The sequence below is a fragment of the Streptomyces sp. NPDC096132 genome, from assembly GCF_044763345.1.
GTDB lineage: Bacteria > Actinomycetota > Actinomycetes > Streptomycetales > Streptomycetaceae > Streptomyces.
Genome location: NZ_JBIWGA010000014.1, coordinates 135,802 through 157,985 on the forward strand (window position 1 = coordinate 135,802; position 22,184 = coordinate 157,985).

A 22,184-nucleotide genomic window follows, 5' to 3' on the forward strand; every position below is an offset into this window, starting at 1 on the left:
CGGCGATGCCCAGCCCGGTCCCCGCATCCCCAGCACCGGCGATGCCCAGCCCGGTCCCCGCATCCCCAGCACCGGCGATGCCCAGCCCGGTCCCCGCATCCCCAGCACCGGCGATGCCCAGCCCGGTCCCCGCGTCCGCGCCCTCGCCCCCGGAGCCGACCCCGCCGCCCGAGGAGTGCGGCGTAGGCAGGCGCCAGACCGTGGCCTGGGTGCGGGTGGCCGTTGCCAGGAAGGTGCCGTCGGCGGTGAAGGCCAGGTGGCGGACATCGTTCGGGCCGGTGAGGTGCGCGAGTTGTCTGCCCGACGCGGTGTCCCAGACACGTGTGCCGGTCGGCAGGACGGCGGCGAGCCGAGCGCCGTCCGGGCTGAAGACCGGGGTCGTGGCGGAGCAGTCCGGGGCCCCGGCCGTCCGCCAGGCTCCCCGCAGCTCGCGGTGCCGGGTGGTGTCCCAGAGAGTGAGCGGGCCGTCGGCCCGGCAGACGGCCACCAGGCGGTCGTCCGCGCCGGGTATCAGGCGGGTGTCACCGGCCGTCCGCCGCTCGAACAGGACGCGGCCGTCCGCGAGGGCACGGAGTTGCGCACCGCCCCCGCCGTTCCGCTCGACCTCGCCACTCCCCCCGTTCCTCCCGCCCACGACATAACTGCGCCCCCCGGAGCCGAAGTCGAGGACCGGTCCGGAAGCGTCCGGGACACGGCCGCCGGACCGGCGCCACAGGCGCTGTTCGGTGGTGTCGGCCAGGGCGAGGGTGCGGCCGTCGGGGGAGACCGCAGTGACCGGGAGGTCCGGCAGCCGGCCGGAGCCGGTGCGGTGGTGGGTGGTCACGTCCCAGGTGGTCCACCGCCCGCCGCCCGCGCTGAGCAGGGTGCGGCCGGAGTCGGTGAGGAAGACCGGTGTGCCGTCGCCCGGCACCGGAGCGGTGAAGGTGTCCCGTTCGGGTGCGGCCAGGGCGTCGAGCAGGGCGGCGCGGCTCTCGGGCAGCGGGGCGAGCCGCCAGGCGGCGATGCTGAGCAGGGCGCTGGCGCGGGGGTCGGTCGGGCCCGCGCGGCCGGCGAGGGCCGCGGCCTGGCGGGCGACGGCCCGGGTGTGTTCCAGGTCGGCCGTGTCGCTCTGCTCCCAGGCGGCCTGACCGGCGGTCAGCGCACCCGCCACGACCACGGAGAGGGCGAGGACCAGACCGCGGGTCAGGCGTCGCATCCGGGCCGCGGTCCAGCGTTCCATGGAGTGGTCGACACGGGAGGCGCTGAGGAAGGCCCGTTCCGTGGCGGTGAGGTCGTCGTCGTGGCGGTCGCGGGTGAACAGCGCGTCGGCCACGGCGAGCCGGAGGCCCCGGTACAGGGTGCCGGAGTCGCGGCCGTGCTCCTGCCAGATGCGGGCGGCCTCGGTGAGATGGCGGTGCTGGCGCAGCCGCTCCCGGTTCTCCTCGATCCATTCCTGCAACCGGGGCCAGCCCGTGATGAGGGCCTCGTGGGCGAGTTCGACGTTCTCCTCGTCCAGGGTGACGAGCCGGGCCCGGGCGAGCCGTTCGAGGACCTCGGGCACCTCCGGGTCCGGCCACTCGCGGAGTTCGGCGCGGCGGACCGGGCGGCGGGTGTCGGGGGTGCCGTCGCCGGGGGTGATCAGGGCCAGGAGCAGCAGCCGGGCGGTGCGGGCCTGGGCCGGGGAGAGGCGTCCGTACACCTCCTCGGCCGCCGCGGCGATGGCCCCGTGGACGCCGCCCGTCGCCTCGTACCCGGCCAGAGTGAGCACGCCGCCGCGCCGGCGCCGCCAGGTCTCCCGCAGTGCGTGGGAGAGCATCGGCAGTGCGCCGGGCCGGTCGGCGACCTCCTCGACGATTCGTGCGGTGAGCTCGCGCTCCACTCTGAGTCCGGCCGCGGAGGCGGGTCTGACCACCGCTTCCCGTAGTTCCGCCCGGCACATCGGCCGGACGATCAGGCTGTGGTGGCGCAGCGCCTCGGCGAGTTCGGGGTGTTCGGTGCAGCGGCCGTAGAAGTTGCCGCCCACCGCGACGACCACCCGCAGTCCGGCGGAGGCCTCCCGGGCGGCCAGGAGCAGGTCGACGAACCGCCAGCGGTCGGCCCGGTTCCGGCAGAGGGTGAAGATCTCCTCGAACTGGTCGACCACGAGCCACCGTTCGGGCCCGTCCCGGCGCGGGGCGAGCAGGGCGCCGTGCGTGGCCGAGGGGCGGGCGCCCGGGGTGATCAGCCGCAGCCGCGCGTCGCAGCCCCGCTCCCGCACGATGCTCTCCAGCCGGGGCATCAGCCCGGCCCGCAGCAGGGAGGACTTGCCGCTGCCGGACGCGCCGAGCACCACCGCGAACCGGTGTTCCTTCACCAGGTCGAGCGTGTCGTCCACGAGCCGTTCACGGCCGAAGAAGAGCTCCCGGTCGCCGGGTTCGAACCGCGCCAGCCCCTGGTACGGCGACTCGCCCTCCTGGCCCTCGCAGGCCACGGACTCGTCGGCCGCGGCCCGCCACCGCCCTTCCCAGGCGTCCGGGTCGGCCCCGCAGGCCTGCGCGTAGGCGCGGACCACGGCCGAGGACGGCAGCCGCTCGCCGGAGGCGGCACGGGAGAGCGCGGTCACCGAGAAGCGGGCCCGCTGGGCCATCACCCGGTACGAGGGGGAGCCTGCCTCCCTGCGCAGCGCCCGCAGCTCGGACGCGAAGCGCTGCACGGGCCCGGCGTCCGGATCCACCGGCCGCTCAGGCCGCCCCATGGGACCACCCCGCCATCACCGGAAGGGGTAAGGATTTTCCGCGGGGCTGGGGCGAGGGCAGGCGCACGGGCGGTCGCTTTCACGGGCAGGCGGCGGACTCCCGGAGACCGGCCCCTCTCACGGATACTTGAGAGTGAAAGTATGGTGGAGGGTCACCGGACAGCAAGCGTTCTCCACGCTTCCTCCACAGGCCTCGGGGCTCTTCCGCCCCAACCTCCGGGCTCGCTTCCGCCACAGGCCTCAGCGCTCGATGCGGACTTCCTTCGTCACGCTCACCTGGTCGATGTCCGTCGCCCGGATCGTCGTCTTCATCTCCCAGGTGCCCTCGATGGGCAGAGAGACCTTGTCGGCGGCCCAGTAGCCGCCCCTGTCGACCAGTTCGGCGTTGAGCGGGCCGATGTCCTGGCTGGGGAGGGTGAAGGAGATCCGCAGTTCGGGGACGGTGACGAAGCCGCCGTCGGGGCCGTAGACCACGGCCTGGAGGGTGTTGTCGCCGACCGTGCCGGGGTCGAGGGTGACCTGCACCTTGCCGCGCAGTCCGGGCTTGCCGAGGTCGAACGGGACGATCGTCACGGAGGCGACCGGCAGCCCGCCGGACTGCTGGGTCGTCGCCGCCTCGGCCGCCGCACGGCCCGGCAGGGTGCCTGTCAGGATCGTCGTCAGGACGAGGACGACGACGGAGACGGCGACCTCCAGCAGGACCGACCGCCGCAGCGCGCGGCTGTGCGCGGACTCCGCCGGAGTGAGGCGCGGCTCGCCGGACGACGGCCGGTTCGACCGCGGTGGGGTGCCCTCGCCGACGGCCGTCGAGGTCTCGTCCCGCGCCGGAGTTCCGCCCACGGCCTCCGAGGCCTCGTCCCGCGCCGGAGTTCCACCCACGGTCGCCTTCTCGAGCACCTTCGTCTCCACCGTCGCCTTCTTCTCCGTCACCGTCTCCTCCGTCTCCGCCTTCTCCGTCTCCTCCGTCTCCGCCTTCTCCGTCTGCTCCGTCTGCTCCTTCTTCCTCTGCCGTGTCACGTTCGTCTGTCTGGTCACCGTGGCCCGCGACCACGCCCCCGCCGCCAGCAGCACCGCCACCGCGGCCAGTTTCGCGAGCAGGACCCGCCCGTACGTCGTCCCGGTCAGCGCGGAGACCGAGCCGAGGCCGCGCCAGGACTGGTAGACGCCCGTCACCACCAGGACGGTCACCGCGATCCCGGCCAGCCGGGAGAAGCGGGTGACCACCCGCGAGGGCACGGACGCGCGGGGCAGCAGGGTGAGCAGGGCCACGAGGCCGCCCAGCCACACCGCCATGGCCAGCAGGTGCAGTACCGAGGAGGTCATCGCCAGCGGGACCTGGATGCCGGCCGACGCGTGCTCGGCGGCCGCCCAGGTCAGCGCGAGGCCCACCGCGAGGACCGCGCCCACCACGAGGGCGGCGCGGGACGGCTCGGGGCGCCTCCGCTGCCGTAGCAGGAGGGCCACCGCCGCCGCGAGCAGCAGCAGGCGCGCCACCAGGGCCAGGCCGGGGCGGCCGTCCAGGGTGCGGGTCAGGCCCGAGGGGTCCAGTGCGTCGGCGGGGCCGGTGCCGGCCTCGTAGGGGGCGCGGAGGAAGAACAGGAACACCGTCGAACCGGCCAGCGTCCAGCCGCCGATCAGCAGCGGCCTGCGCAGCGGGCGGGTGTCCGGCGGACGGCACACGGCGACGAAGGCCGACGTGCCGACCAGCAGGGCCGCCGCGATGTACGCGAGGTAGCGGCCGATCTTGTACAGCCCGTCGGTCGCCGGGTCCTCGGTGGCGGTGGACGGCAGGACGGCCATGGTCGGCGAGGCCTTGCCCACGGAGAAGGTGAAGGCGCCCGACACCGGGTGGCTGTCGGCCGACACCACCCGCCAGGCCACCGTGAAGGTGCCCTGGCCGAGCTTCTTCGGCAGCGTGACCCGCACGGTGTCGGAGCGGCCCGCCGCGTGCCCCGACTTGCCCAGCTTCACCCGCTGGTTCTCGGGGTCGAGGAGACGGAAGGAGTCGTCGAGGAGGCCTACGGACTCGGTGAAGGTGAGGGTGATGCTGCGGGGGGACGTTCTGACGACGCTTCCGTCGGTGGGATCGGTGGAGCGGAGGGCCGCGTGCGCCGAGGCCGGCCCGCCGCCGAGGAGGAGCAGGACCAGCACGGTGCCCAGCAGCACCAGCCCTTGAAGTCGCCGTCGTTCACTGCCGTGTCGTCCGCCATCGCGCCCTTCGCTCACGTCACCCGCTCCGCCTTGCTCGAGACTCGCGTGCTCGGCGATACGTACGGATGCACACGCCATCCGGTTCACCGGTTCGGCCGCGCCGGCGCACAGGTTTCACCACGTCGGCCCACAGGTTTCACCACGTCGACCGTGCCGACGCCCCGCCGTCCACCACCAGGTCGTGGCCGGTCACCCAGGACGCCATCCGTGAGGCCAGGAACACGCACGCGTCGCCGACGTCCTCGGGGTGGCCCAGCCGGCCGACGGCGGTCGCCTCCCGCCACCGGCGCATCCCGTCGGGCCAGGCCTCGGCGAGCCTCTCACGGTCGATCAGGCCGGGCGAGACCGTGTTGACGCGGATGCCGTACGGGCCGTACTCCCGCGCGGCCGCACGCGCGTGCATCACGACCGCCGCCTTCGAGGCGCAGTAGTGGGCGTGCCCCTCGGCGGGCATCCGGGCCTCCACCGACGCGATGTGCGTGACCGTCCCGCCGCCCTGCTCCCGCATCACCTCCGCCGCCGCCTGCGTACACGCGAACACGCTGGTCAGGTTGGTGTCCACGACCGCCCTCCAGTCCGCCGCCGTCATGCCGGGCAGGTCCCGCACCGGCTGTACGCCCGCGTTGTTCACCAGCGCGTCGAGCCGTCCCCCGCCCCACTCGGCGGCCTGGGCCACCACCTTGCGGCACTCGTCCTCGACGGTGAGATCGGCTCCGGGCAGCACGACGGCCCGTTCGCCGATCTCCGCGGCGAGCTCCCGCGCCGCCTCCACCGCCGTACGGCAGTGCAGCGCCACCGCCGCGCCCTCCTGCGCGAACCGCAGCGCGATGCCCCGGCCGATCCCGCCGCCCGCGCCCGTGATCAGGGCCACCCGGCCCGCCAGCAACGTCATGGACGGCACAGTCCCGCGATCAGCGCGGCCCGGTCGGGATAACGCGCCGTCAGGGCGGCCGCCTCCCCGTGTTCGTAGTCCCCGTAGGTGAAGCCGGGGGCCATCGTGCAGCCGAAGAAGGTCCACTCGCCCCTGGTCCGCGCGCCCATCCAGGTGTGCGCGGGGACCGTGAGCTGGACCTGCTGCCCGCCGAGGACGTCCGGGCCGAGCACGGCCGTACGGGAGGTGCCGTCGGGGGCGAGGAGCAGCAGTTCCAGCGGGTCGCCGAGATAGAAGTGCCAGACCTCGTCGGTGGGCAGGCGGTGCATGGCCGAGTGGTCGCCGGGGGTGAGCAGCGCGACGATCGCGGAACCGGTGGGGCGGCCGTCGGGCTGTTCGGGTCCCGCCCAGGTACGGCGGAACAGTCCGCCCTCGCGGGGGATCGGCTCCAGTCCGTAGTGCGCGACGAGGTCGTCCGGGGTGATCGGGGCGCTCGGGGCTGTCACCCGGGAAGGCTACGGGAAGGCCACCTCCCGCCGCAGGAACGCCAGCCGGGCCCTCTTCTCCGGCAGGTACACGTCCGGCAGGTCGATCTCCGGCAGCGTGACCAGCGGGCCGGCCTCGAAGCCCTGCCGCAGGAAACGGGCGATCGCCTTCTCGTTGCGGACGTCCGGGTCCACCACGACCCGCCGCCGGTCCAGGCCGAGCAGCACGTACGAGGCGAAGGCGCTCATCAGCGCCGCCGACCAGCCCGGCCGCGCGCCCTGTTCACCGGCGGGCGCGAGGAGCACATGCACGCCGATGTCGCCGGGCCGGACCTCGTAGCACTCGCTGACCCGGTCCTCGGTGGGCTCGTACGTCTGCAGCAGGCCGGCCGGGGTGCCGTCGAGCTCGACCAGGTAGGCGTGATGGGTGTCGAGGCCCGCCATGTGGGCGTAGATCTCGGCGACCTGGTCCCGCGTCAGGCCGTTCATGCCCCAGAACGCCGCCCGTTCCTCGCTCACCCAGCCGTGGACGACGCCCGCGTCGCCCTCGGCGTCGAGGGGGCGGATGCCGACGGTGCCGAAGCCGCCGGCGTGCTCGGTGTGGACGTACGGGGGAACAGGGCGGTCAGACATCGCTCTCCTTCGTCAGCAGGGCCCAGTCGGTGACGACCGGGGCCAGCTCGCCCTTGAGCCACAGGGGCAGCTGGTCGTGGTGGTGGGGGCTGTCGGGGCGGCCGGAGGCGCCGTGCGGGACCACCCACAGGCTGTTCTCGCGGCGGGCCAGGTCCCAGACGTAACGGGCCGCCGGGCCGCGCGCGGCGAGGTCCGTCCAGCCGGGCACGGCCGTGGTGCACAGCACGCAGTCGTGGTCGCCCGAGAGGGCGGGTGCCTCGTACGAGGGGTCGGGCAGGGCCCGCCAGGGGGCCAGGCGGTGGGTGTCGCCCCAGCGGGCGGGCGGCTGTCCGGCGACCTCGTCGACGGCCTCCCGGACGAGCCGCGGCCGGTCGATGCCGTACAGCTCCTCGGCGCGCAGGAGGTGTTCGAGGGCGAAGCCGACCCTCGGGAGGAGGGCCAGCCAGGGGAGGAGGACCTCGGGGTAGGCGGGCGGCGTGGTGAGGGCGGCGAACGCCGGGTGGGCGGCGAGCCGGCGGACGAGGGCGCCGCGCAGCGCCGCGTACTGTGCGGCTTCCTCGCTGTGGGCGTCCATGCGGCGGTCCCAGCTCAGGAGGCGTTCGCGCAGCTCGGCGGCCGGACCGGTGAGGTCGTCGAGGGCGGCCAGGTGGTCGAGGAGGGGCCCGGCGGAGGCGAGGTGGGTGTCCGTGTGGATGGCCGGCATGTCGGACGCGGACCAGGTGTCCTTCTCGCCCAGCAGGGCGCGGATGCGGTCGGCGCGGTGCGGCGGGGCGAACTCGACGCCCAGGGGGGCGGCCGGGCCCCGCTGGTTGGCCATGACCGCGAGGCCGTCCGTGAGGTCGGCGCGCGGCATCTCGTGCCAGCCGGTCCACTCGTGGCCCGGTTCCCAGGCGGGGACCAGCCGGGTGCCGTTGACCTCGGCGCGCACGGGCACCCGGCCCGCGACCCGGTGCAACAGGCCGCCCTCGGTGTCGGCGGCCTGGACGACGTTCACCGGCTCGGCCCAGCCGTCGAAGGCCCGGTCCACATCGGCGACCCGACGGGCCCGCAGCAGCCGCAGGAGCGCACCGAAGCCGAGGTCCTCGGTGACGCGGGGCGGGTAACGGAGGGCGAGGGCCAGGGGGATGGCCGGGGTGCCGGGCTCGTCGGGTCGGCCGGAGCCCGCTGCGCGGGGCGGGGGGCCGAGCGGTGCGTCGGGCTGTACGTCGGCCTGTGCGTCGGTCGGCCCGCCAGGCTGTACGTCGGTCGGCGCGCCAGCCTGCACGCCGGCCCCTGCGTCGGTCGGGCCACCAGCCTGCACGCCGGCCCCTGCGTCGGTCAGCCCACCAGCCTGCACGCCGGTCGGCCCGCCGTGCGGTGCGTCAGGCCGTGCCCTCCCGCGGCCCAGGTCGTCGGTCGGCGCGCCGGTCAGCCCACCAGCCTGTACGCCGGTCGACCCGCCGTGCGGTGCCTCAGGTCGTACCCTCCCGCGGCCCAGGTCATCGGTCGGCGCGCCGGTCAGCCCACCAGCCTGTACGCCGGTCGACCCGCCGTGCGGTGCCTCAGGCCGTGCCCTCCCGCGGCCCAGGTCATCGGAGGGCGAGCCGGGCCGTCTCACCCCACGGTCCAGGTCGTCGGACGCCGCGCCGCCGGCCGGGCCCTCCGCGGCCGCCCCGCTGTCCAGGCCCTCTGCGGCCGCCCCGGTGTCCGGCGCCGCCCCGCTGTCCGGGTGTTCCGGCGCCGCCCCGCTGTCCAGGCCCTCCGGTCCGCCCGCGATCACCGGGCCCCGGTCCGTCTCGATCACCTCGATCTCGACCGGCTCCTCCCCGGCGATCTCGACGGTCTCCGTGTGCCGGGCGGCGCGGCGCCATACGCCGTCCGGGCCGAGGGCCTCGACGCCCGCGCCGGTGCGGCGCAGCCGTTCGCGGTAGAGGTCCTGGTAGTCGGCCATGGCGTTGGTGATGGCCCAGGCGACCGTGCCGGTGTGCCCGAAGTGGGCGATGCCGGGGACGCCGGGCACGGCGAGCCCGACGACGTCGAACTCGTCGCAGGCGAGGCGGATCTGCTGGTAGACGCCGGGATCCTCGATGAAGCGGTGCGGGTCGCCGGCGATGACCGCCTGCCCGGTGACGGTCCGGGAGCCGCTCACCAGCCAGCCGTTGCTGCCGGAGGTGCCGGGGCCGTCGGTGGCGAACAGTCCGACCGCGTCCGCCCCGAGGTGCCGGACGGCCTCCTCGCGCCACAGCTTGGCGGGGAAACCGGCGAACAGGATGTGGACGGACAGCCAGACCGCGAGCGGGGTCCAGGGCTCCCAACGACCGGGCACGATCCCGACCTGCGCGAACTCGGGGGCCGGGTGCGGCGCCCCCGTGGCTCCGAGCCCCTCGTTGACGCCGTCGACGTACGCCCGTACCCATGCGGCCGTCTCCTGGTCCTGCCGCTCCAGCCGGTCGAAGCAGCGGCGGGCCGTGTCGGCGAGGCGGACGCGGCGGGCGAAGACGTCCCAGGCCACGGCCTCCGGGCCGAGGAAGGACGCCGAGGTGCCCTGCGCCCGGTGCCGCTCGACCTCCAGCTGCCAGGCCCGGTCGCGGGCCGTGACCAGGCCCTGGGCGCGGGCGAGTTCTCGTGCGTCGGCCGCGCGCAGATGGGGGACGCCCCACGCGTCTCTGTGGATCTCGGTCGTCACCCTGCGACCTCTCTGTGCTTTAGGTTAGCCTTACCTAATCAATCGGTGCAGGAATCGTACGTGAGGGGTGAAGAGGTCATGGCGCAGGGGCGGGGCTGGGAGGGCGCGGTCCTCAGACTGATGCGGGCGAAGGACTTCACGCTGACCGTCACGGACGCCGAGGACGTCACCCCGCGCTTCCGTCGGCTGCGCCTCACCGACGGCGGGCTGCTCGCCGCGACCGGCGTCCACCCGACCATGTGGGTGCGGCTGTGGTTCGACAACGCGGGCAAGCCGCACCAGCGGGCGTACACCCTGGTCGACCCGGACCCGGCGGCCGGCACCTTCTCGCTGGAGTTCGCCCTGCACGAGGGCGCGGCCAGCGACTGGGCACGGGCGGCACGGCCCGGCGACACCATCGAGGCGACCGTCCAGGGCACCGGCTTCGTGGAGCCCTCCCCCACCCCCTCCCATGTCCTCGCGATCGGCGACCCGGCCTCGCTGCCCGCGATCAACTCCCTGCTGGACGCGCTGGGCACGGCCCCGGCGACCGTCTGGTTCGAGACCTCCGAGGGCGCGGCGGACGGCCTGCCGTTCCGCACGGATCCGGCCCGGCACGAGATACGGCACGTCCCGCGCGCGGAGCTGGTCGAGCGGGTGAAGGCCGAGCTGCCCGCTCTCCTGACGGCCACCGGGCACCCGTACGTCTGGATCGCCTGCGACACCCGGACCACGCGCACGCTCTCCGCCTACGTCCGCAAGGAGCTGGCCGTCCCCAGGGAGCGCACGCACGCGCTGGGGTACTGGCGCGCGAGCTGAGAGCCCACGCGGGATCATCGACCCATGGACGTCACCCTTCACCTCGCCCAGGACCCCGAGGCCGACGAGCTGCTCGGCCGCTCCCCGCTGGCCGCGCTGACCGGAATGCTGCTGGACCAGCAGGTCCCGATGGAGTGGGCGTTCAAGGGCCCCCGCACGATCGCCGACCGCCTCGGCGCCGACGACCTGGACGCGCACGAGATCGCCGTACAGGACCCGGACATCTTCGCCGCGCTGCTCTCCGAGAAGCCGGCCGTGCACCGCTACCCGGGGTCCATGGCCAAGCGCATCCAGCAGCTGTGCCAGTACCTCGTCGAGCACTACGACGGTGATCCCGAGGCCCTCTGGAAGGACGCCGGCACCGGCAAGGAGCTGCTGAAGCGGCTGGAGGAGCTGCCCGGTTTCGGCAAGCAGAAGGCGCAGATCTTCCTGGCCCTGCTCGGCAAGCAGCTCGGTGTCCAGCCGGAGGGCTGGCGGGAGGCGGCCGGAGCCTACGGCGAGCCGAAGTCCTTCCGGTCCGTCGCGGACATCACCGGCCCGGAGTCCCTGTCGAAGGTGCGGGCCCACAAGCAGGAGATGAAGGCGGCGGCGAAGGCGGCGAAGGCCGCCGACAAGTAGTCCGGCGGTCGGGCAGGTCAACTGGCTCGAGTGGCCCGTCCCGGGTGGCGGGCCACCGCGGGCCGGTCTGAGCTGGGACCATGACCGAGCCACCGAGCGGCTCCCCCCGGGGCCCGGAGTACGACGACCGCAAGGTCCACGCCACCCCGCACCCCGCGCGCGCCCACGAGCCCGAGCCGCCCTTCGAGGGCCCCCTGCACGCCCTGTCCCGCGCCGCCTGGCAGGTCGTCCTGGTCACCGGTATCGCCTCCCTGGTCCTGGGCGTCCTGGTCCTGGTCTGGCCGGGCGCCTCGCTCCTCGCCGCCGGTGTGCTGTTCGGTCTCTACCTGGTGATCAGCGGCGTCTTCCAGCTGGCGTCCGCGTTCGGCACGCACCGGACGACCTCGCTGCGCGTCCTCGGCTTCATCAGCGGCGCGCTGTCGCTGGTGCTGGGCCTGTTCTGCTTCCGCGGCCCGATGCAGTCGGTCCTGCTGCTCGCCCTGTGGATCGGCATCGGCTGGCTGATCAGGGGCGTCACCCAGATCCTGGCCGCCGTCCACGACGGCACCGTGCCCGCGCGGGGCTGGCAGATCCTCCTCGGGATCGTCACCTTCGTCGCCGGGATCGTCCTGATCGACTCCCCCTTCGAGTCCGTCGCCGTGCTCACCCTCGTCGGCGGGATCTGGCTGGTGGCGGTCGGTGTGGTCGAGATCGTCACCGCGCTGCGCATCCGTGGCCGAGCCCGGCAGGTCCCGCGCACTCTGTGATCCCTTTCGACCGGGTCCTCGATCCCTTTCGACCGGGTCCTCGGCCGAACGGGCGCATCCGACGCCCGCCGTGCTGAACCCCTGGCGTGTCGCGGGGAGATGACCCTCCATGAGCACCGCAGCACGCCTCCCCCGCAGCCACACCTGGCTGCGGGTCCTCGTGCTGCTCCTCGCCGTGCTCGTGCCGGCCGCGTCCCCCGAGGCGTCCGCGGCGCCCGTCGCCGCCGCCGAGATCACCGAGTACGACATCGTCGACACGGCGCTGCGGCCCGCCCCCTGCGCCCACCGTCCCGCCGCACTCCCGCGCCCCGCGCCCCCGGCGCCCGGCCCACCGGCACAACGGCCGCGCCCCGCGCCGCCCCTGCCGCCGTACGCCCCGCACACCCTGCGCGCCCTGCGCTCCGTGGTCCTGCGCTGCTGAGCGAACCCGCACCGGTTCAGTCAGCACGACGCAAGGAGCACAGCCATGCCCACCGACCCGTACGCGGTCCTGCGCGCCCTGCTGCGCGCGGAGGCCGCCCGCAGCGCACCGAAGCCGCAGGTGAACCAGCCGAAGCCGCAGCCGGCCCCGGAGAAACGGGACCGCTGACCGGCGGACGGAGGCGGGGCCCGGCGGGTGAGGTCCGGTGGGCCACCGTCGGGCTCCGCCTCCGCATAGCTCGTAAGCGGGCTCGTAAGCGGGCCGATCCTCTGTCCACAGCCTGTGCATATCGTTCGCCCGGCGGCGTGACGTCCCTCGTGACGAAGAACACGCCGCCTCCTTTCGAGCGAATCAGGCGGGTGAGCGGGTGACCGGGTCGTGGACGGCGGGGAGTTCCACGGTGAACTCACCGGCACCCCGCGCCGAACGCTCCCTCACTCCCGTTTTGACCATGTTCATCACAGCTTTTCCGGCGCCGCACTCCGCCGCCATGGCTGCGCCCAGAAGGTCTGGGCCGGTAGGCTTTCCGTGTGATCTTCAAGCGCATCGGAAACGGCCGGCCGTACCCCGACCACGGCCGGGAAAGCACCCGGCAGTGGGCGGACGTCGCGCCGCGCCCGGTCCGCCTCGATCAGCTGGTGACCACCAAGCAGCAGCTCGACCTGGAAACCCTGCTCGCCGAGGACTCGACGTTCTACGGCGACCTCTTCGCGCACGTCGTGAAGTGGCAGGGCGACCTCTACCTGGAGGACGGGCTGCACCGCGCGGTGCGAGCGGCACTCCAGCAGCGCCAGGTGCTGCACGCGCGCGTGCTCGAGCTGGACTGAGACGCCCCCGCCGACGGCGGGGTTGGCCCTTTCGGGTTCTTTCCCACGACCCCGGACGATGTCGGATGATCGTTTATTAGTCACGGCCGCCCGGGCGCACTACGCTGCGCCCATGAGCATGCTGACTCCCCCCGGCATGGGCGGCAAGTACCGGATCACGGGGGACAAGTACCCCCGTATGCGCCGACGCCGACGGCGCGGCCGCCTGGTCGTCGTGGTCGTCGCCTGTGGTGCCGTGCTCGGCGTGGCCGGCTGGGGCACCCTGCAGCTCATCGACGTCTTCACCGGCGGCGGAGGGACGGCCTCCGCGGCCGGCTCCAGGGCCTCCTGCGGGGTGAAGTCGGCCAAGGCGAGCCCCTCGGCCTCCGCCTCCCCGGCCGTGCTCCCCAAGCCCGCGCAGATCACGGTGAACGTCCTCAACGCCACCACTCGCAGCGGGCTGGCCAAGACCACCGCCGACGAGCTGGAGAAGCGCGGCTTCAAGATCGGCGAGGTGGGCAACGCGTCGAAGGAGTTCGACAAGAAGGTCACCGGCGCCGGGATACTGGTCGGCCCCGCCGCCTCGCTGAACACCTCGCTGCCGGTACTGTCCACCCAGCTCGCCGGGGCCGAGCGGCGCACCGACGCGGCCCGCAAGGGCGCCGAGGTCGACCTGATCATCGGCAACGGCTTCAAGGCGCTGAGCAGTGAGGCGGACGCGGCGAAGGCGCTGGCCGCGCTTGCCGAGCCGAAGCCGACGGCTACTACCAAGAACGCCTGCTGAACGCTTCGCCGGGAGCCGCCCGTTCGGCGGGGGTCGTACGCGGGCTGCGGGCCGGTGGGGGCTTGTCGCGCCCACGCGGCGGAGCCGCATATCGACACAGTCCCGCGCCCCTGTGGAGCCGGGCCTGCGGCCCGGGCTCCAAGGCGACCCCGCTAGTCCCCCGCCACCCTTTACTCCGCCGCGCCGTACAGGCGGTCGCCCGCGTCGCCCAGGCCCGGGACGATGTAGCCCTGCTCGTTGAGGTGGTCGTCGACGGCTGCCGTCACGACCGTCACCGGGGTGCCCGCGAGCTCGCGCTCCATGAGCTCCACGCCCTCGGGAGCGGCGAGCAGCACCACCGCGGTCACGTCGTCGGCGCCACGCTTGATCAGCTCGCGGATCGCCGCGACCAGCGTGCCGCCCGTGGCCAGCATCGGGTCGAGGACGTACACCTGGCGGCCGGAGAGGTCCTCCGGCATGCGCGTGGCGTACGTGGACGCCTCCAGCGTCTCCTCGTTGCGGATCATGCCCAGGAAGCCCACCTCGGCGGTCGGCAGCAGCCGGACCATGCCGTCCAGCATGCCGAGGCCCGCGCGCAGGATCGGCACGACCAGCGGACGCGGGTGGGAGAGCTTGACGCCCGTGGTCCCGGCGACCGGCGTGACGATGTCGACCTGCTCGGTGCGCACGTCACGCGTGGCCTCGTAGGCGAGAAGGGTGACCAGTTCGTCGGCCAGGCGGCGGAAGGTCGCGGAGTCCGTGCGCTGGTCGCGCAGCGTGGTGAGCTTGTGGGCGACCAGGGGGTGGTCGACGACGTGGAGACGCATGTCCACAACAGTAACCGGGCGCAACCCGCCCGGCGTCCCCGCACTCGGTGAGCCTCTGCCCCCGGGTCGGACCGCTCGCCGAACCGGGTTGGGCCGATCGCTGGCATCAAACCCCCCGACCGGGGGAAAGTGGTGGGGACGGACCCGGGAGGTGAGCATGCCTGACCTGCCAGAGCGCGACGCGCCGGAGCCCACCGAGCCTTCTGGCGCGCCGCGGGAGACCGACACCGAGCGCCGCCGGCGTCGCGACCGCTTCCTGCGCGAGCTGGCCGAAGCCCGTGAACTGCGTGACCGGGTCCAGCCCCGCCGCGCCAAGAGCGCCCGTCTGCGTCATGCGATGCGCATGCGCACGTTCCGCTGGTAGCCGAACGATCCGCTCGTGGACGTACGGCACTTGGGACGTTCGGGGAAGATCGCCACCGTCACGGGTGGTGCCGGGGGTGGGCGTGCGTGGACGCACGGGAAAGCCGCGTACGATCCGCAGTGGCCGCAACGAGTGTGCTGGTGAGTTGCCACGGACGTAGTCACGGACGTGCGATCAAAACCACCGGACACAGGGAGCCGAAGACGTCCCCTGAACGCCTTGTTTCTGCCACGATTCCGAGTGGGTGGGGCTCGGAGCACAGCTCTCTCCGCCCGTAACCTCCGCCGGGGGGACCCCCAACCGGCACGCCTATGACCAGTGGGAGAGTCACGGTGTACTTCGCCGCACTGCTCGCGCGCACCGAAGACGGGTGGGAAGCGAGCGACACAGAGCTCGACGATGTGGAAACCCTGTCGGATCTGGCCGACCTGGCCCGGGAAGCCTCTCCCGACGAGGACACGGTGCTCGTGCTCATCGAGCAGGAGGACTCGTGGTTCGGGGTCGTCCGCATCGATGGCGAGGAAGACCCTCGCATCTACGTCTCCGACGCCGCTGCCGCCGCCCGCAGTTCCTACGGGGAGCTCCTGCTCACCGACGAACTGCTCGGAAGGGATCCGGGTGACGACGACGACCTGGACTCCCTCGACCTCGACGGCACCGAGGACGGTGAGGACGAGGACGACGACGAGGGCAGCGCCTCCGGCTCCGCCGAGGCGGTGCCGCACGGCCCGGTCGGCGACCCCGGCATCCTCGACGACCTCGGCGTCAGCGAGAAGGAGCTGAAGGCGCTGTCCGAGGACGCGCTCAGCGAGATCGCCGACGCCCTGGGCGCCTCGGAGGTCCTGGAGACCGTCCGCTGACCGCACCGCAGGCGCCGCCGGACCCCGTACGCGACCCGTGGCGGGCCGCGATGCGGCTCGCCCTGGACGAGGCCCGGCTGGCCGTCCGGGGCGGGGACGTCCCGGTCGGCGCCGTCGTGCTGGCCGCGGACGGGACGACGGTCCTCGCGGCCGGCCACAACGAACGCGAGGCCGGCGGTGATCCGACGGCCCACGCGGAGGTGCTCGCCATCCGGCGGGCGGCCGCCGAGCTCGGCGAGTGGCGGCTGACCGGCTGCACGCTCGTCGTCACCCTGGAGCCCTGCACGATGTGCGCGGGCGCGATCGTGCAGTCCCGGCTGGACCGGGTCGTCTACGGCGCCCGCGACGACAAGGCGGGCGCGGCCGGCTCCCTCTGGGACGTCGTCCGCGACCGGCGGCTCAACCACCGGCCCGAGGTCGTCGAGGGCGTCCTCGCGGACGAGTGCGCCGGGCTCCTCACCGAGTTCTTCCGCGCGCGGTGACAACCTGCCCGTCGACCTCCTCGAATACCGATTTCAAACCACGCCCCCGCGTGCTGTAAGGTCTCCCTCGGTAGCGTGTCCGAGCGGCCGAAGGAGCTCGCCTCGAAAGCGAGTGTGGCGCAAGTCACCGAGGGTTCAAATCCCTCCGCTACCGCGCTTGAGCGAGGGGCTCGGTCCGCTGGACCGGGCCCTTTGCCGTGTCGCGTATCGACTTCTTGCCGAAGTAGGTCCAGAGCAGAGCGGCGCAGACCGAGCCGTGGAGCAGGAAGAGCAGCCACAGGATCTTCGGTACGAACCGGATGTGGTCCGAGGGGGTGCGGGCGCAGTCGATCAGCGCCCACAGCCAGATGGCGGCCACCAGGGCGATCAGCACGAGGGTCGACAGGTTCGTCAGGTTCTGCATTCGTCTTCTCCCTTGTCCCTTGCTCGGGCCCGCCGACTCGGGCCCTGGCTCTGGCTCGCTCTACGTCTCGGTGCCGGTCCCGGACCGGCCTTCACCCCCTCATCGGACGAGCCCCCTCGATCGGTTCACGGATCGGCTCACGAGTTTCGAGATTCGTTCACGGGCGCGCCGCAGACGCACAAAAGCGGTGTGTAAATCGCACTTACGGTTACACTCGCCGCCGTCAACAGAGGCCTCAGGGCCACGACAGGGGAGGCCAGGTGGCGGTGAACGCCAAGAAGATCGCCGTCTACGTACTCGTGGTCTTCGCGCTCTACGTGATCATCACGGACCCGTCCAGAGCGGCGGACTACGTCCAGATAGGCTTCGAGGGCATATCGGACGCCGCCAAGGCCATCGGCGACTTCTTCACCTGGCTCGCCAACGGGGCCCAGTAGCCACCGGGCCCAGTAGTACGCATCGGGAGTGCCCATGATCCGCCACCTGGTCCTCTTCAAGCTCAACGAGGGCGTCGAGCGCGACGACCCCCGGGTCGTGAAGGGTGAGGCGGCCTTCCGGGCGCTCGGCGGCCAGATCGAGGAGCTGGCCTTCTGGGAGCTGGGCTGGAACATCAGCGAGCGGCCCATCGCCTACGACTTCGCGATCAACTCGGCGGTCGAGGACGCGGACGCCCTGAAGCGGTACATCGAGCACCCCGCGCACCAGGCGGGCGTCGCGCTGTGGCGGGAGTTCGCCACCTGGGTGGTCGCGGACTACGAGTTCTGAGCCGCCGCGGCACCACCCGTACGAACAGGTTCACCGGGAGCCCTCCGCCGGACGGCGGGGGGCTCCCGCGCGTCTACTGCACCAACTTCCCCTTATGCCCCAACTTATCGCTCAACACGTCGTTATGGGGTGCTTGCACACAGTGCACATGTCTTGTGATGCTATGACCGCTTTTGATGGATGAGTTGACCGATGTTGACCTGACGAAGAGGTGGCGTTGACCGTGTCGGCCAGTACTGCGCCGCCTCAGGAAGAGGCCCGGGAAGACGCCCGGGAAGAGGCCCAGGAAGAGGCTCGGGAAGAGAGTCCCGCCCCGGGCCCCGAGCGGCGCCGGGGTGCCGACACCCGGGCGCTCACCCAGGTGCTCTTCGCCGAGCTCAAGGAGCTCCAGCCGGGCTCCCCGGAGCACAACCGGGTCCGCGGGGCGCTGATCGAGGCCAACCTCCCTCTGGTGCGCTACGCGGCCGCCCGTTTCCGCTCCCGCAACGAGCCGATGGAGGACGTCGTCCAGGTCGGCACCATCGGACTGATCAACGCCATCGACCGCTTCGACCCGGACCGGGGCGTGCAGTTCCCCACCTTCGCGATGCCGACGGTCGTCGGCGAGATCAAGCGCTACTTCCGGGACAACGTCCGCACCGTCCACGTGCCGCGCCGGCTGCACGAGCTGTGGGTACAGGTCAACAGCGCGACCGAGGACCTGACGACCTCGTTCGGCCGCACCCCGACCACCGCGGAGATCGCCGAGCGGCTGCGCATCAGCGAGGACGAGGTCCTCTCCTGCATCGAGGCGGGACGGTCGTACCACGCGACCTCCCTGGAGGCCGCCCAGGAGGGCGACGGCCTGCCGGGCCTGCTGGACCGCCTGGGCTACGAGGACCCGGCCCTGGACGGCGTCGAGCACCGCGACCTGGTCCGCCATCTCCTGGTCCAACTCCCGGAGCGCGAACAGAGAATCCTTCTCCTGCGCTATTACAGCAATCTCACGCAGTCTCAGATCAGCGCGGAACTCGGCGTCTCCCAGATGCATGTCTCCCGGCTACTCGCGCGTAGCTTCCAGCGGCTCCGTTCCGCGAACCGAATCGAGGCATAGGACGCGGGAGCACGGCCGCATGCACAGGCGCACAGGTGGGGCGCACGCATAGGGCGCACGGCTCTGGTTACGTAATCCGATAGGGGATCGCAAGCAGGTGCGAGAAGTCACCGGTGAGAGCGAATCACTCACCAGGGTGCTTCCCGGCATAACTGCGCTGAAAAACCGTCACACCCCCTCTTTCCAGGGCCGATTCGTTACTGTCGTGTCGACATGTCTCTACAGCGTGTTGCCGACATGTGACATTCTTCGGGAAGCGCGTTTGCCGGGGCCACGGCGCCGGTATTCAGGTGAAGGCTGACGTTCTCCACGACGGCGAGCGTCCGCCGCGACCGTCCCGCGACCCAAAGGGGGTGGCATGTCCGCAGACCAGGGCAGCTCGAAGGTGCTCACGCTCACGAAGAGCGCGACCGAGCCCGTCGCGCCTGTCGAGCCCGACGTGCTCGACGACGTCACGGCCCTCGAGGCCGCGCCGGCTCCGGCCCTCCCGTCCTCCGGTGCCATCGACACCCGCACCCTGTCCCGCTCCCTGTTCCTGCGACTGGCCGCACTCGACGAGAACAGCCCCGAACGGGTCTACGTCCGGGACACGCTCATCGAGCTCAACCTCCCGCTCGTCCGCTACGCCGCCGCCCGCTTCCGCTCGCGCAACGAGCCGATGGAGGACATCGTCCAGGTCGGCACGATCGGCCTCATCAAGGCCATCGACCGCTTCGACTGCGAGCGGGGCGTGGAGTTCCCGACCTTCGCGATGCCGACGGTCGTGGGCGAGATCAAGCGATTCTTCCGCGACACCTCGTGGTCGGTGCGCGTCCCGCGCCGTCTGCAGGAGCTGCGCCTGGCCCTCACCAAGGCCAGCGACGAGCTCTCCCAGAAGCTGGACCGCTCGCCGACGGTCGCCGAACTGGCCGCGGTCCTGGGCGTCTCGGAAGAGGACGTGGTCGACGGCCTCGCGGTCGGCAACGCTTACACGGCCTCCTCGCTGGACTCCCCGGCCCCGGAGGACGACGGCGGCGAGGGTTCCCTGGCCGACCGCCTCGGCTACGAGGACACGGCCCTGGAGGGCGTGGAGTACCGGGAGTCGCTCAAGCCCCTGCTCGCGAAGCTCCCGCCGCGTGAGCGCCGCATCATCATGCTGCGCTTCTTCGCCAACATGACCCAGTCCCAGATCGGCGAGGAGGTCGGCATCTCCCAGATGCACGTCTCCCGCCTGCTGACCCGCACCCTGGCCCAGCTACGGGAGGGTCTGATCTCGGACTGATCCCCGACAACACGAGGGTTTCTTCCTGACGCACCGTCAGCCAAACTGGCGCGATGCGCGCGACACGGGAAGGAACGCAACGGTCACGCGGCCGTCGGCGCGCCCTGTGGGGCATGTCGGCGGCCGCCGCCGTGGTGGCGGGGGCGGCGGGGATGCTCGGGGCGTACGGGGGCGGCGGGCACGGGCGTGACTACGTCGCGGTCGGCGCCGCGGGGGAGGGGGCGCCGGGGGCGGGACCCACAGGAGGGGTACGGCTGGTGCCGCTGGACGATCCGGCCGGCGTGAACTCTCCCGCGACCGGGGGCACTCCGGGCAGCTCCGGGGAATCGACGGCAGAGCCGCCGTCGGGCCGGTCGCCTACGCGGGCCGCTCCCACGCCGTCACGGGCGCCCGGTTCCCCTCCCGCGCCGGAGTCCTCTCCCCCGACGTCCGCCTCCGCGCCCGCCTCGACCGCCCCGCCCGGTCCGGCCGCCCTCACGACGAGCGAGCCCGTGCGCACACCCACGGACCGGCGCTGGTGCGAGGACGTGACGCTCACCTTCCGCAACTCCGGCGGAGCACCGGTGCGTTCGGGCACGGTCACCTTCGGGACACACGTCATCGACGCCCTCGGCATCGACTGGTCCACCGTCGAGTCGGCCGAGCGACTTCCCGCACCCCTCGCACCGGGCTCCGAGCAGGAGAAGACCTGGACGGTGTGCGTCGACTCCTGGCGCGTACCGCTGGGGATGCGGGTCGAGACACGCGAGGTGTCCGTGCGGTGGGAGTGAAGGGTTCGTGGGAGTGAGGGATCGGCGGGAGTGAAGGGTTACCCGAGTAAGGGGTTAGCCCAGCGCCAGCCAGGCCACCGCCGCCACGATCGCCACCGCGGCGACGATGCCGACGATCAGGCCGATACGGGGGCCGGACGGCGCGGGCGCCTGACGGGAGGAGGCCTGGGGGCCGCCCTCGTCGACGAACGCGCGGAACATCTGGGTGCTGCCGGCGGGGTCGTAGTTGCCCTGGGGGCCCTGGTTGTTAGCCATGGGCCGAGACACTAGCGAAAACGGGGGCGGCCACCCAAGTGGGGGTACTACAAGGTGCCCGCCTCCGGCCAGTTCGACCAGTGGGTGTTCGGCGGGAGGGTCGGGCGGTAGCGGGAGGGGTCGCCCGAGTCCAGTACCTCGGCGAGCATGCGGAACGTCTCGTGGGCGCCGGGGGTCACCTCATACAGCTCCTCCGGCTGGTTCCACTCCTCCAGCCGCAGCAGTGGCGGCAGGTCGGCGGGCACCTCGGCGCGCAGTTCCGTCTCGTCGGCGAGCAGCAGGTCACGGTGGGCGGGGACCAGTTCCCGGAACACGTCCTCCAAGGGGGTGCCGGCCTCGGCGGTCACGGTCAGCGGCCTGCCCCGCACGACCAGCGGGACCCCGCCGACGTAGTCCTCGCTGCCCTCCGGGTCGATCTCCGCCATGTTCTCCACCCGGTCCAGGAAGGCGCCGTATCCGGGCCGGCCTCCGGTGAGGCAGTTGCCGTAGACGTGGAGGACGTCGGCGAGGTTGCCGTCCCTCGGGTTGTAGCCCGCCAGCTCGACGACCATGGCCCAGCGGGTGGCGTCGCCGAAGAGATGGAGGCGGGCGGCGACCGGGTAGACGTAGCCGTTGGCCAGATCGGGGAACGTGCCCTGGTCCGTCGAGAGGTCGAACTGCCCGAGGATCGACGAGGTCGTCATCATGCGCTCACCCTAGAGCGGCCCACTGACAGCCCCAGGGCGCACCGGCAGGCGTGAGGCCACCATCCCCACCTGCACATTTACCCTCGCAATACTTGCCTTTGCCAACTTTTTGCGGCCTCCATCGGCTGATTTATTTGCCTGCAGCAACCAACCTCTCTTATGGTTGCCCTAAGCAACAAAGTGGGAGGTGTGATGGCCGCGCAGACGCAGTACGAGGAACTGGCGCGTCAGCTCAGTGCCGTCGGGGCCGTGAAGCGGGACCTCGGGCGGATCCTGCCGGCCGACTGCTCCTCCGGTTCGGCCGGTGTCCTCGCGCTGCTCGGCCGCCACGGGGACATGCGCATGAGCAACCTCTCCGAGCTGCTCGCCGTCGACATGTCGGTCACCAGCCGACACGCCGCGCACCTCGCCGAGCGGGGCTGGATCGAACGCTCCCCCGACCCGGCGGACAAGCGCTCCCGCATCCTGCGCCTCACCCCGGAGGGCCACACGGTGCTCGCCGACCTGTCCCGGCGCAGCGCCGACCTGCTGGCGGAGCGCCTGAGTGACTGGTCCGACGACGACGTGGCCCAGCTCATCCGGCTGATGACCCGGCTGCGCGCCAGCTTCGGCGACTGCCGGGCCGCTCCGCACCGGCCACCGCCTCCCCCACCTCACCCACAGACCACCCGTACACCCGCGTAAGAGA

Annotated in this window: 26 protein-coding genes and 1 tRNA gene; 17 read left to right on the forward strand and 10 right to left on the reverse strand. The window is 72.6% G+C overall.

The features are described 5' to 3' along the window. From ACIRF9_RS30470 to ACIRF9_RS30495, 6 genes are all read right to left on the reverse strand, one after another. Nucleotides 1–2,713, reverse strand: a 2,713-nt coding sequence (locus tag ACIRF9_RS30470) for a hypothetical protein (RefSeq protein WP_403828514.1), incomplete at its 3' end; no start/stop codon positions are given. Between the two features lie 240 nt (nt 2,714–2,953). Continuing rightward, nucleotides 2,954–4,879, reverse strand: coding sequence for a copper resistance CopC/CopD family protein (locus ACIRF9_RS30475; protein WP_403828780.1), 1,926 nt, complete (start codon nt 4,877–4,879; stop codon nt 2,954–2,956). Nucleotides 4,880–5,060: 181 nt separating this feature from the next. Beyond that, nucleotides 5,061–5,816 carry an SDR family NAD(P)-dependent oxidoreductase gene (locus ACIRF9_RS30480; RefSeq protein WP_403828515.1) on the reverse strand — a complete coding sequence of 252 codons (756 nt, stop codon included), beginning with the start codon at nt 5,814–5,816 and terminating at the stop codon, nt 5,061–5,063. Further along, nucleotides 5,813–6,280, reverse strand: a complete 468-nt coding sequence (locus ACIRF9_RS30485; RefSeq protein WP_403828782.1) for a cupin domain-containing protein — start codon at nt 6,278–6,280, stop codon at nt 5,813–5,815. Before ACIRF9_RS30485 ends, ACIRF9_RS30480 begins: the two co-directional genes overlap by 4 nt. 30 nt (nt 6,281–6,310) lie before the next feature. Beyond that, complete coding sequence (locus tag ACIRF9_RS30490; RefSeq protein ID WP_403828517.1) at nt 6,311–6,913, reverse strand: GNAT family N-acetyltransferase; 603 nt, start codon at nt 6,911–6,913, stop codon at nt 6,311–6,313. Further along, nucleotides 6,906–9,578 (reverse strand): penicillin acylase family protein, encoded by a 2,673-nt coding sequence (locus ACIRF9_RS30495; RefSeq protein ID WP_403828519.1) that lies wholly within the window; start codon nt 9,576–9,578, stop codon nt 6,906–6,908. Before ACIRF9_RS30495 ends, ACIRF9_RS30490 begins: the two co-directional genes overlap by 8 nt. Nucleotides 9,579–9,656: 78 nt before the next feature. Here ACIRF9_RS30495 and ACIRF9_RS30500 point away from each other — a divergent pair, with 78 nt between their 5' ends. The 7 genes from ACIRF9_RS30500 (at nt 9,657) to ACIRF9_RS30530 (ending at nt 13,751) form a co-directional block, all read left to right on the forward strand. Next, nucleotides 9,657–10,376 (forward strand): siderophore-interacting protein, encoded by a 720-nt coding sequence (locus ACIRF9_RS30500; RefSeq protein WP_403828785.1) that lies wholly within the window; start codon nt 9,657–9,659, stop codon nt 10,374–10,376. A gap of 24 nt (nt 10,377–10,400) precedes the next feature. Next, nucleotides 10,401–10,994 (forward strand): HhH-GPD-type base excision DNA repair protein, encoded by a 594-nt coding sequence (locus tag ACIRF9_RS30505; protein WP_403828521.1) that lies wholly within the window; start codon nt 10,401–10,403, stop codon nt 10,992–10,994. Nucleotides 10,995–11,074: 80 nt separating this feature from the next. Further along, nucleotides 11,075–11,740 (forward strand): HdeD family acid-resistance protein, encoded by a 666-nt coding sequence (locus ACIRF9_RS30510; RefSeq protein WP_403828523.1) that lies wholly within the window; start codon nt 11,075–11,077, stop codon nt 11,738–11,740. A 109-nt stretch (nt 11,741–11,849) separates the two neighbouring features. After that, complete coding sequence (locus tag ACIRF9_RS30515) at nt 11,850–12,161, forward strand: hypothetical protein (protein WP_403828525.1); 312 nt, start codon at nt 11,850–11,852, stop codon at nt 12,159–12,161. Nucleotides 12,162–12,206: 45 nt separating this feature from the next. After that, nucleotides 12,207–12,329: a hypothetical protein gene (locus ACIRF9_RS30520; protein ID WP_403828527.1), complete on the forward strand. Its 123-nt coding sequence runs from the start codon at nt 12,207–12,209 to the stop codon at nt 12,327–12,329. Nucleotides 12,330–12,691: 362 nt separating this feature from the next. Further along, entirely contained in the window at nt 12,692–12,988 is a 297-nt protein-coding gene (locus tag ACIRF9_RS30525; RefSeq protein ID WP_004943146.1) for a type II toxin-antitoxin system VapB family antitoxin, read from the forward strand. Nucleotides 12,989–13,124: 136 nt separating this feature from the next. Further along, nucleotides 13,125–13,751: a LytR C-terminal domain-containing protein gene (locus ACIRF9_RS30530; protein ID WP_403828787.1), complete on the forward strand. Its 627-nt coding sequence runs from the start codon at nt 13,125–13,127 to the stop codon at nt 13,749–13,751. Nucleotides 13,752–13,921: 170 nt separating this feature from the next. Here the strand turns inward: ACIRF9_RS30530 and upp are convergent, their stop codons facing one another. Further along, nucleotides 13,922–14,557, reverse strand: a complete 636-nt coding sequence (gene upp / locus ACIRF9_RS30535) for a uracil phosphoribosyltransferase (protein WP_403828529.1) — start codon at nt 14,555–14,557, stop codon at nt 13,922–13,924. A gap of 157 nt (nt 14,558–14,714) precedes the next feature. Here upp and ACIRF9_RS30540 point away from each other — a divergent pair, with 157 nt between their 5' ends. From ACIRF9_RS30540 to ACIRF9_RS30555, 4 genes are all read left to right on the forward strand, one after another. Then, entirely contained in the window at nt 14,715–14,921 is a 207-nt protein-coding gene (locus ACIRF9_RS30540; protein WP_403828531.1) for a hypothetical protein, read from the forward strand. Between the two features lie 332 nt (nt 14,922–15,253). Then, entirely contained in the window at nt 15,254–15,781 is a 528-nt protein-coding gene (locus tag ACIRF9_RS30545) for a hypothetical protein (protein ID WP_403828789.1), read from the forward strand. Nucleotides 15,782–15,831: 50 nt separating this feature from the next. Continuing rightward, nucleotides 15,832–16,263, forward strand: a complete 432-nt coding sequence (gene tadA / locus ACIRF9_RS30550) for a tRNA adenosine(34) deaminase TadA (protein ID WP_403828533.1) — start codon at nt 15,832–15,834, stop codon at nt 16,261–16,263. A 69-nt stretch (nt 16,264–16,332) separates the two neighbouring features. Beyond that, nucleotides 16,333–16,417: transfer RNA gene (locus ACIRF9_RS30555), tRNA-Ser, on the forward strand. Here ACIRF9_RS30555 and ACIRF9_RS30560 read toward each other — a convergent pair. Continuing rightward, nucleotides 16,412–16,666: a hypothetical protein gene (locus ACIRF9_RS30560; protein ID WP_403828535.1), complete on the reverse strand. Its 255-nt coding sequence runs from the start codon at nt 16,664–16,666 to the stop codon at nt 16,412–16,414. The two genes, ACIRF9_RS30555 and ACIRF9_RS30560, sit on opposite strands and share 6 nt — an antisense overlap. Nucleotides 16,667–16,926: 260 nt before the next feature. On the opposite strand from ACIRF9_RS30560, the gene ACIRF9_RS30565 reads away from it, so the two are divergent. The 5 genes from ACIRF9_RS30565 (at nt 16,927) to ACIRF9_RS30585 (ending at nt 20,555) form a co-directional block, all read left to right on the forward strand. After that, nucleotides 16,927–17,103 (forward strand): hypothetical protein, encoded by a 177-nt coding sequence (locus ACIRF9_RS30565; protein WP_403828537.1) that lies wholly within the window; start codon nt 16,927–16,929, stop codon nt 17,101–17,103. A gap of 34 nt (nt 17,104–17,137) precedes the next feature. After that, a complete protein-coding gene (locus ACIRF9_RS30570) occupies nt 17,138–17,431 on the forward strand; it encodes a Dabb family protein (RefSeq protein ID WP_403828539.1) in 294 nt (97 codons plus the stop codon). Nucleotides 17,432–17,648: 217 nt separating this feature from the next. Continuing rightward, nucleotides 17,649–18,524, forward strand: coding sequence for an RNA polymerase sigma factor SigF (locus ACIRF9_RS30575; protein ID WP_403828541.1), 876 nt, complete (start codon nt 17,649–17,651; stop codon nt 18,522–18,524). Between the two features lie 358 nt (nt 18,525–18,882). Beyond that, the gene (locus ACIRF9_RS30580; protein WP_403828543.1) at nt 18,883–19,785 is read left to right on the forward strand and encodes an RNA polymerase sigma factor SigF; all 903 of its coding nucleotides are present in this window, start codon (nt 18,883–18,885) and stop codon (nt 19,783–19,785) included. A 53-nt stretch (nt 19,786–19,838) separates the two neighbouring features. Further along, entirely contained in the window at nt 19,839–20,555 is a 717-nt protein-coding gene (locus tag ACIRF9_RS30585; RefSeq protein WP_403828544.1) for a hypothetical protein, read from the forward strand. Nucleotides 20,556–20,609: 54 nt separating this feature from the next. On the opposite strand, the gene ACIRF9_RS30590 is transcribed toward ACIRF9_RS30585, so the two are convergent. Continuing rightward, nucleotides 20,610–20,810 carry a hypothetical protein gene (locus tag ACIRF9_RS30590; protein WP_403828546.1) on the reverse strand — a complete coding sequence of 67 codons (201 nt, stop codon included), beginning with the start codon at nt 20,808–20,810 and terminating at the stop codon, nt 20,610–20,612. Between the two features lie 47 nt (nt 20,811–20,857). After that, nucleotides 20,858–21,496, reverse strand: a complete 639-nt coding sequence (locus ACIRF9_RS30595) for a DUF7003 family protein (RefSeq protein WP_403828548.1) — start codon at nt 21,494–21,496, stop codon at nt 20,858–20,860. Nucleotides 21,497–21,688: 192 nt separating this feature from the next. Between ACIRF9_RS30595 and ACIRF9_RS30600 the strand changes: the two genes are divergently transcribed. Next, nucleotides 21,689–22,180: a MarR family winged helix-turn-helix transcriptional regulator gene (locus ACIRF9_RS30600; protein WP_403828550.1), complete on the forward strand. Its 492-nt coding sequence runs from the start codon at nt 21,689–21,691 to the stop codon at nt 22,178–22,180. The last annotated feature ends 4 nt before the right edge of the window (nt 22,181–22,184 follow it).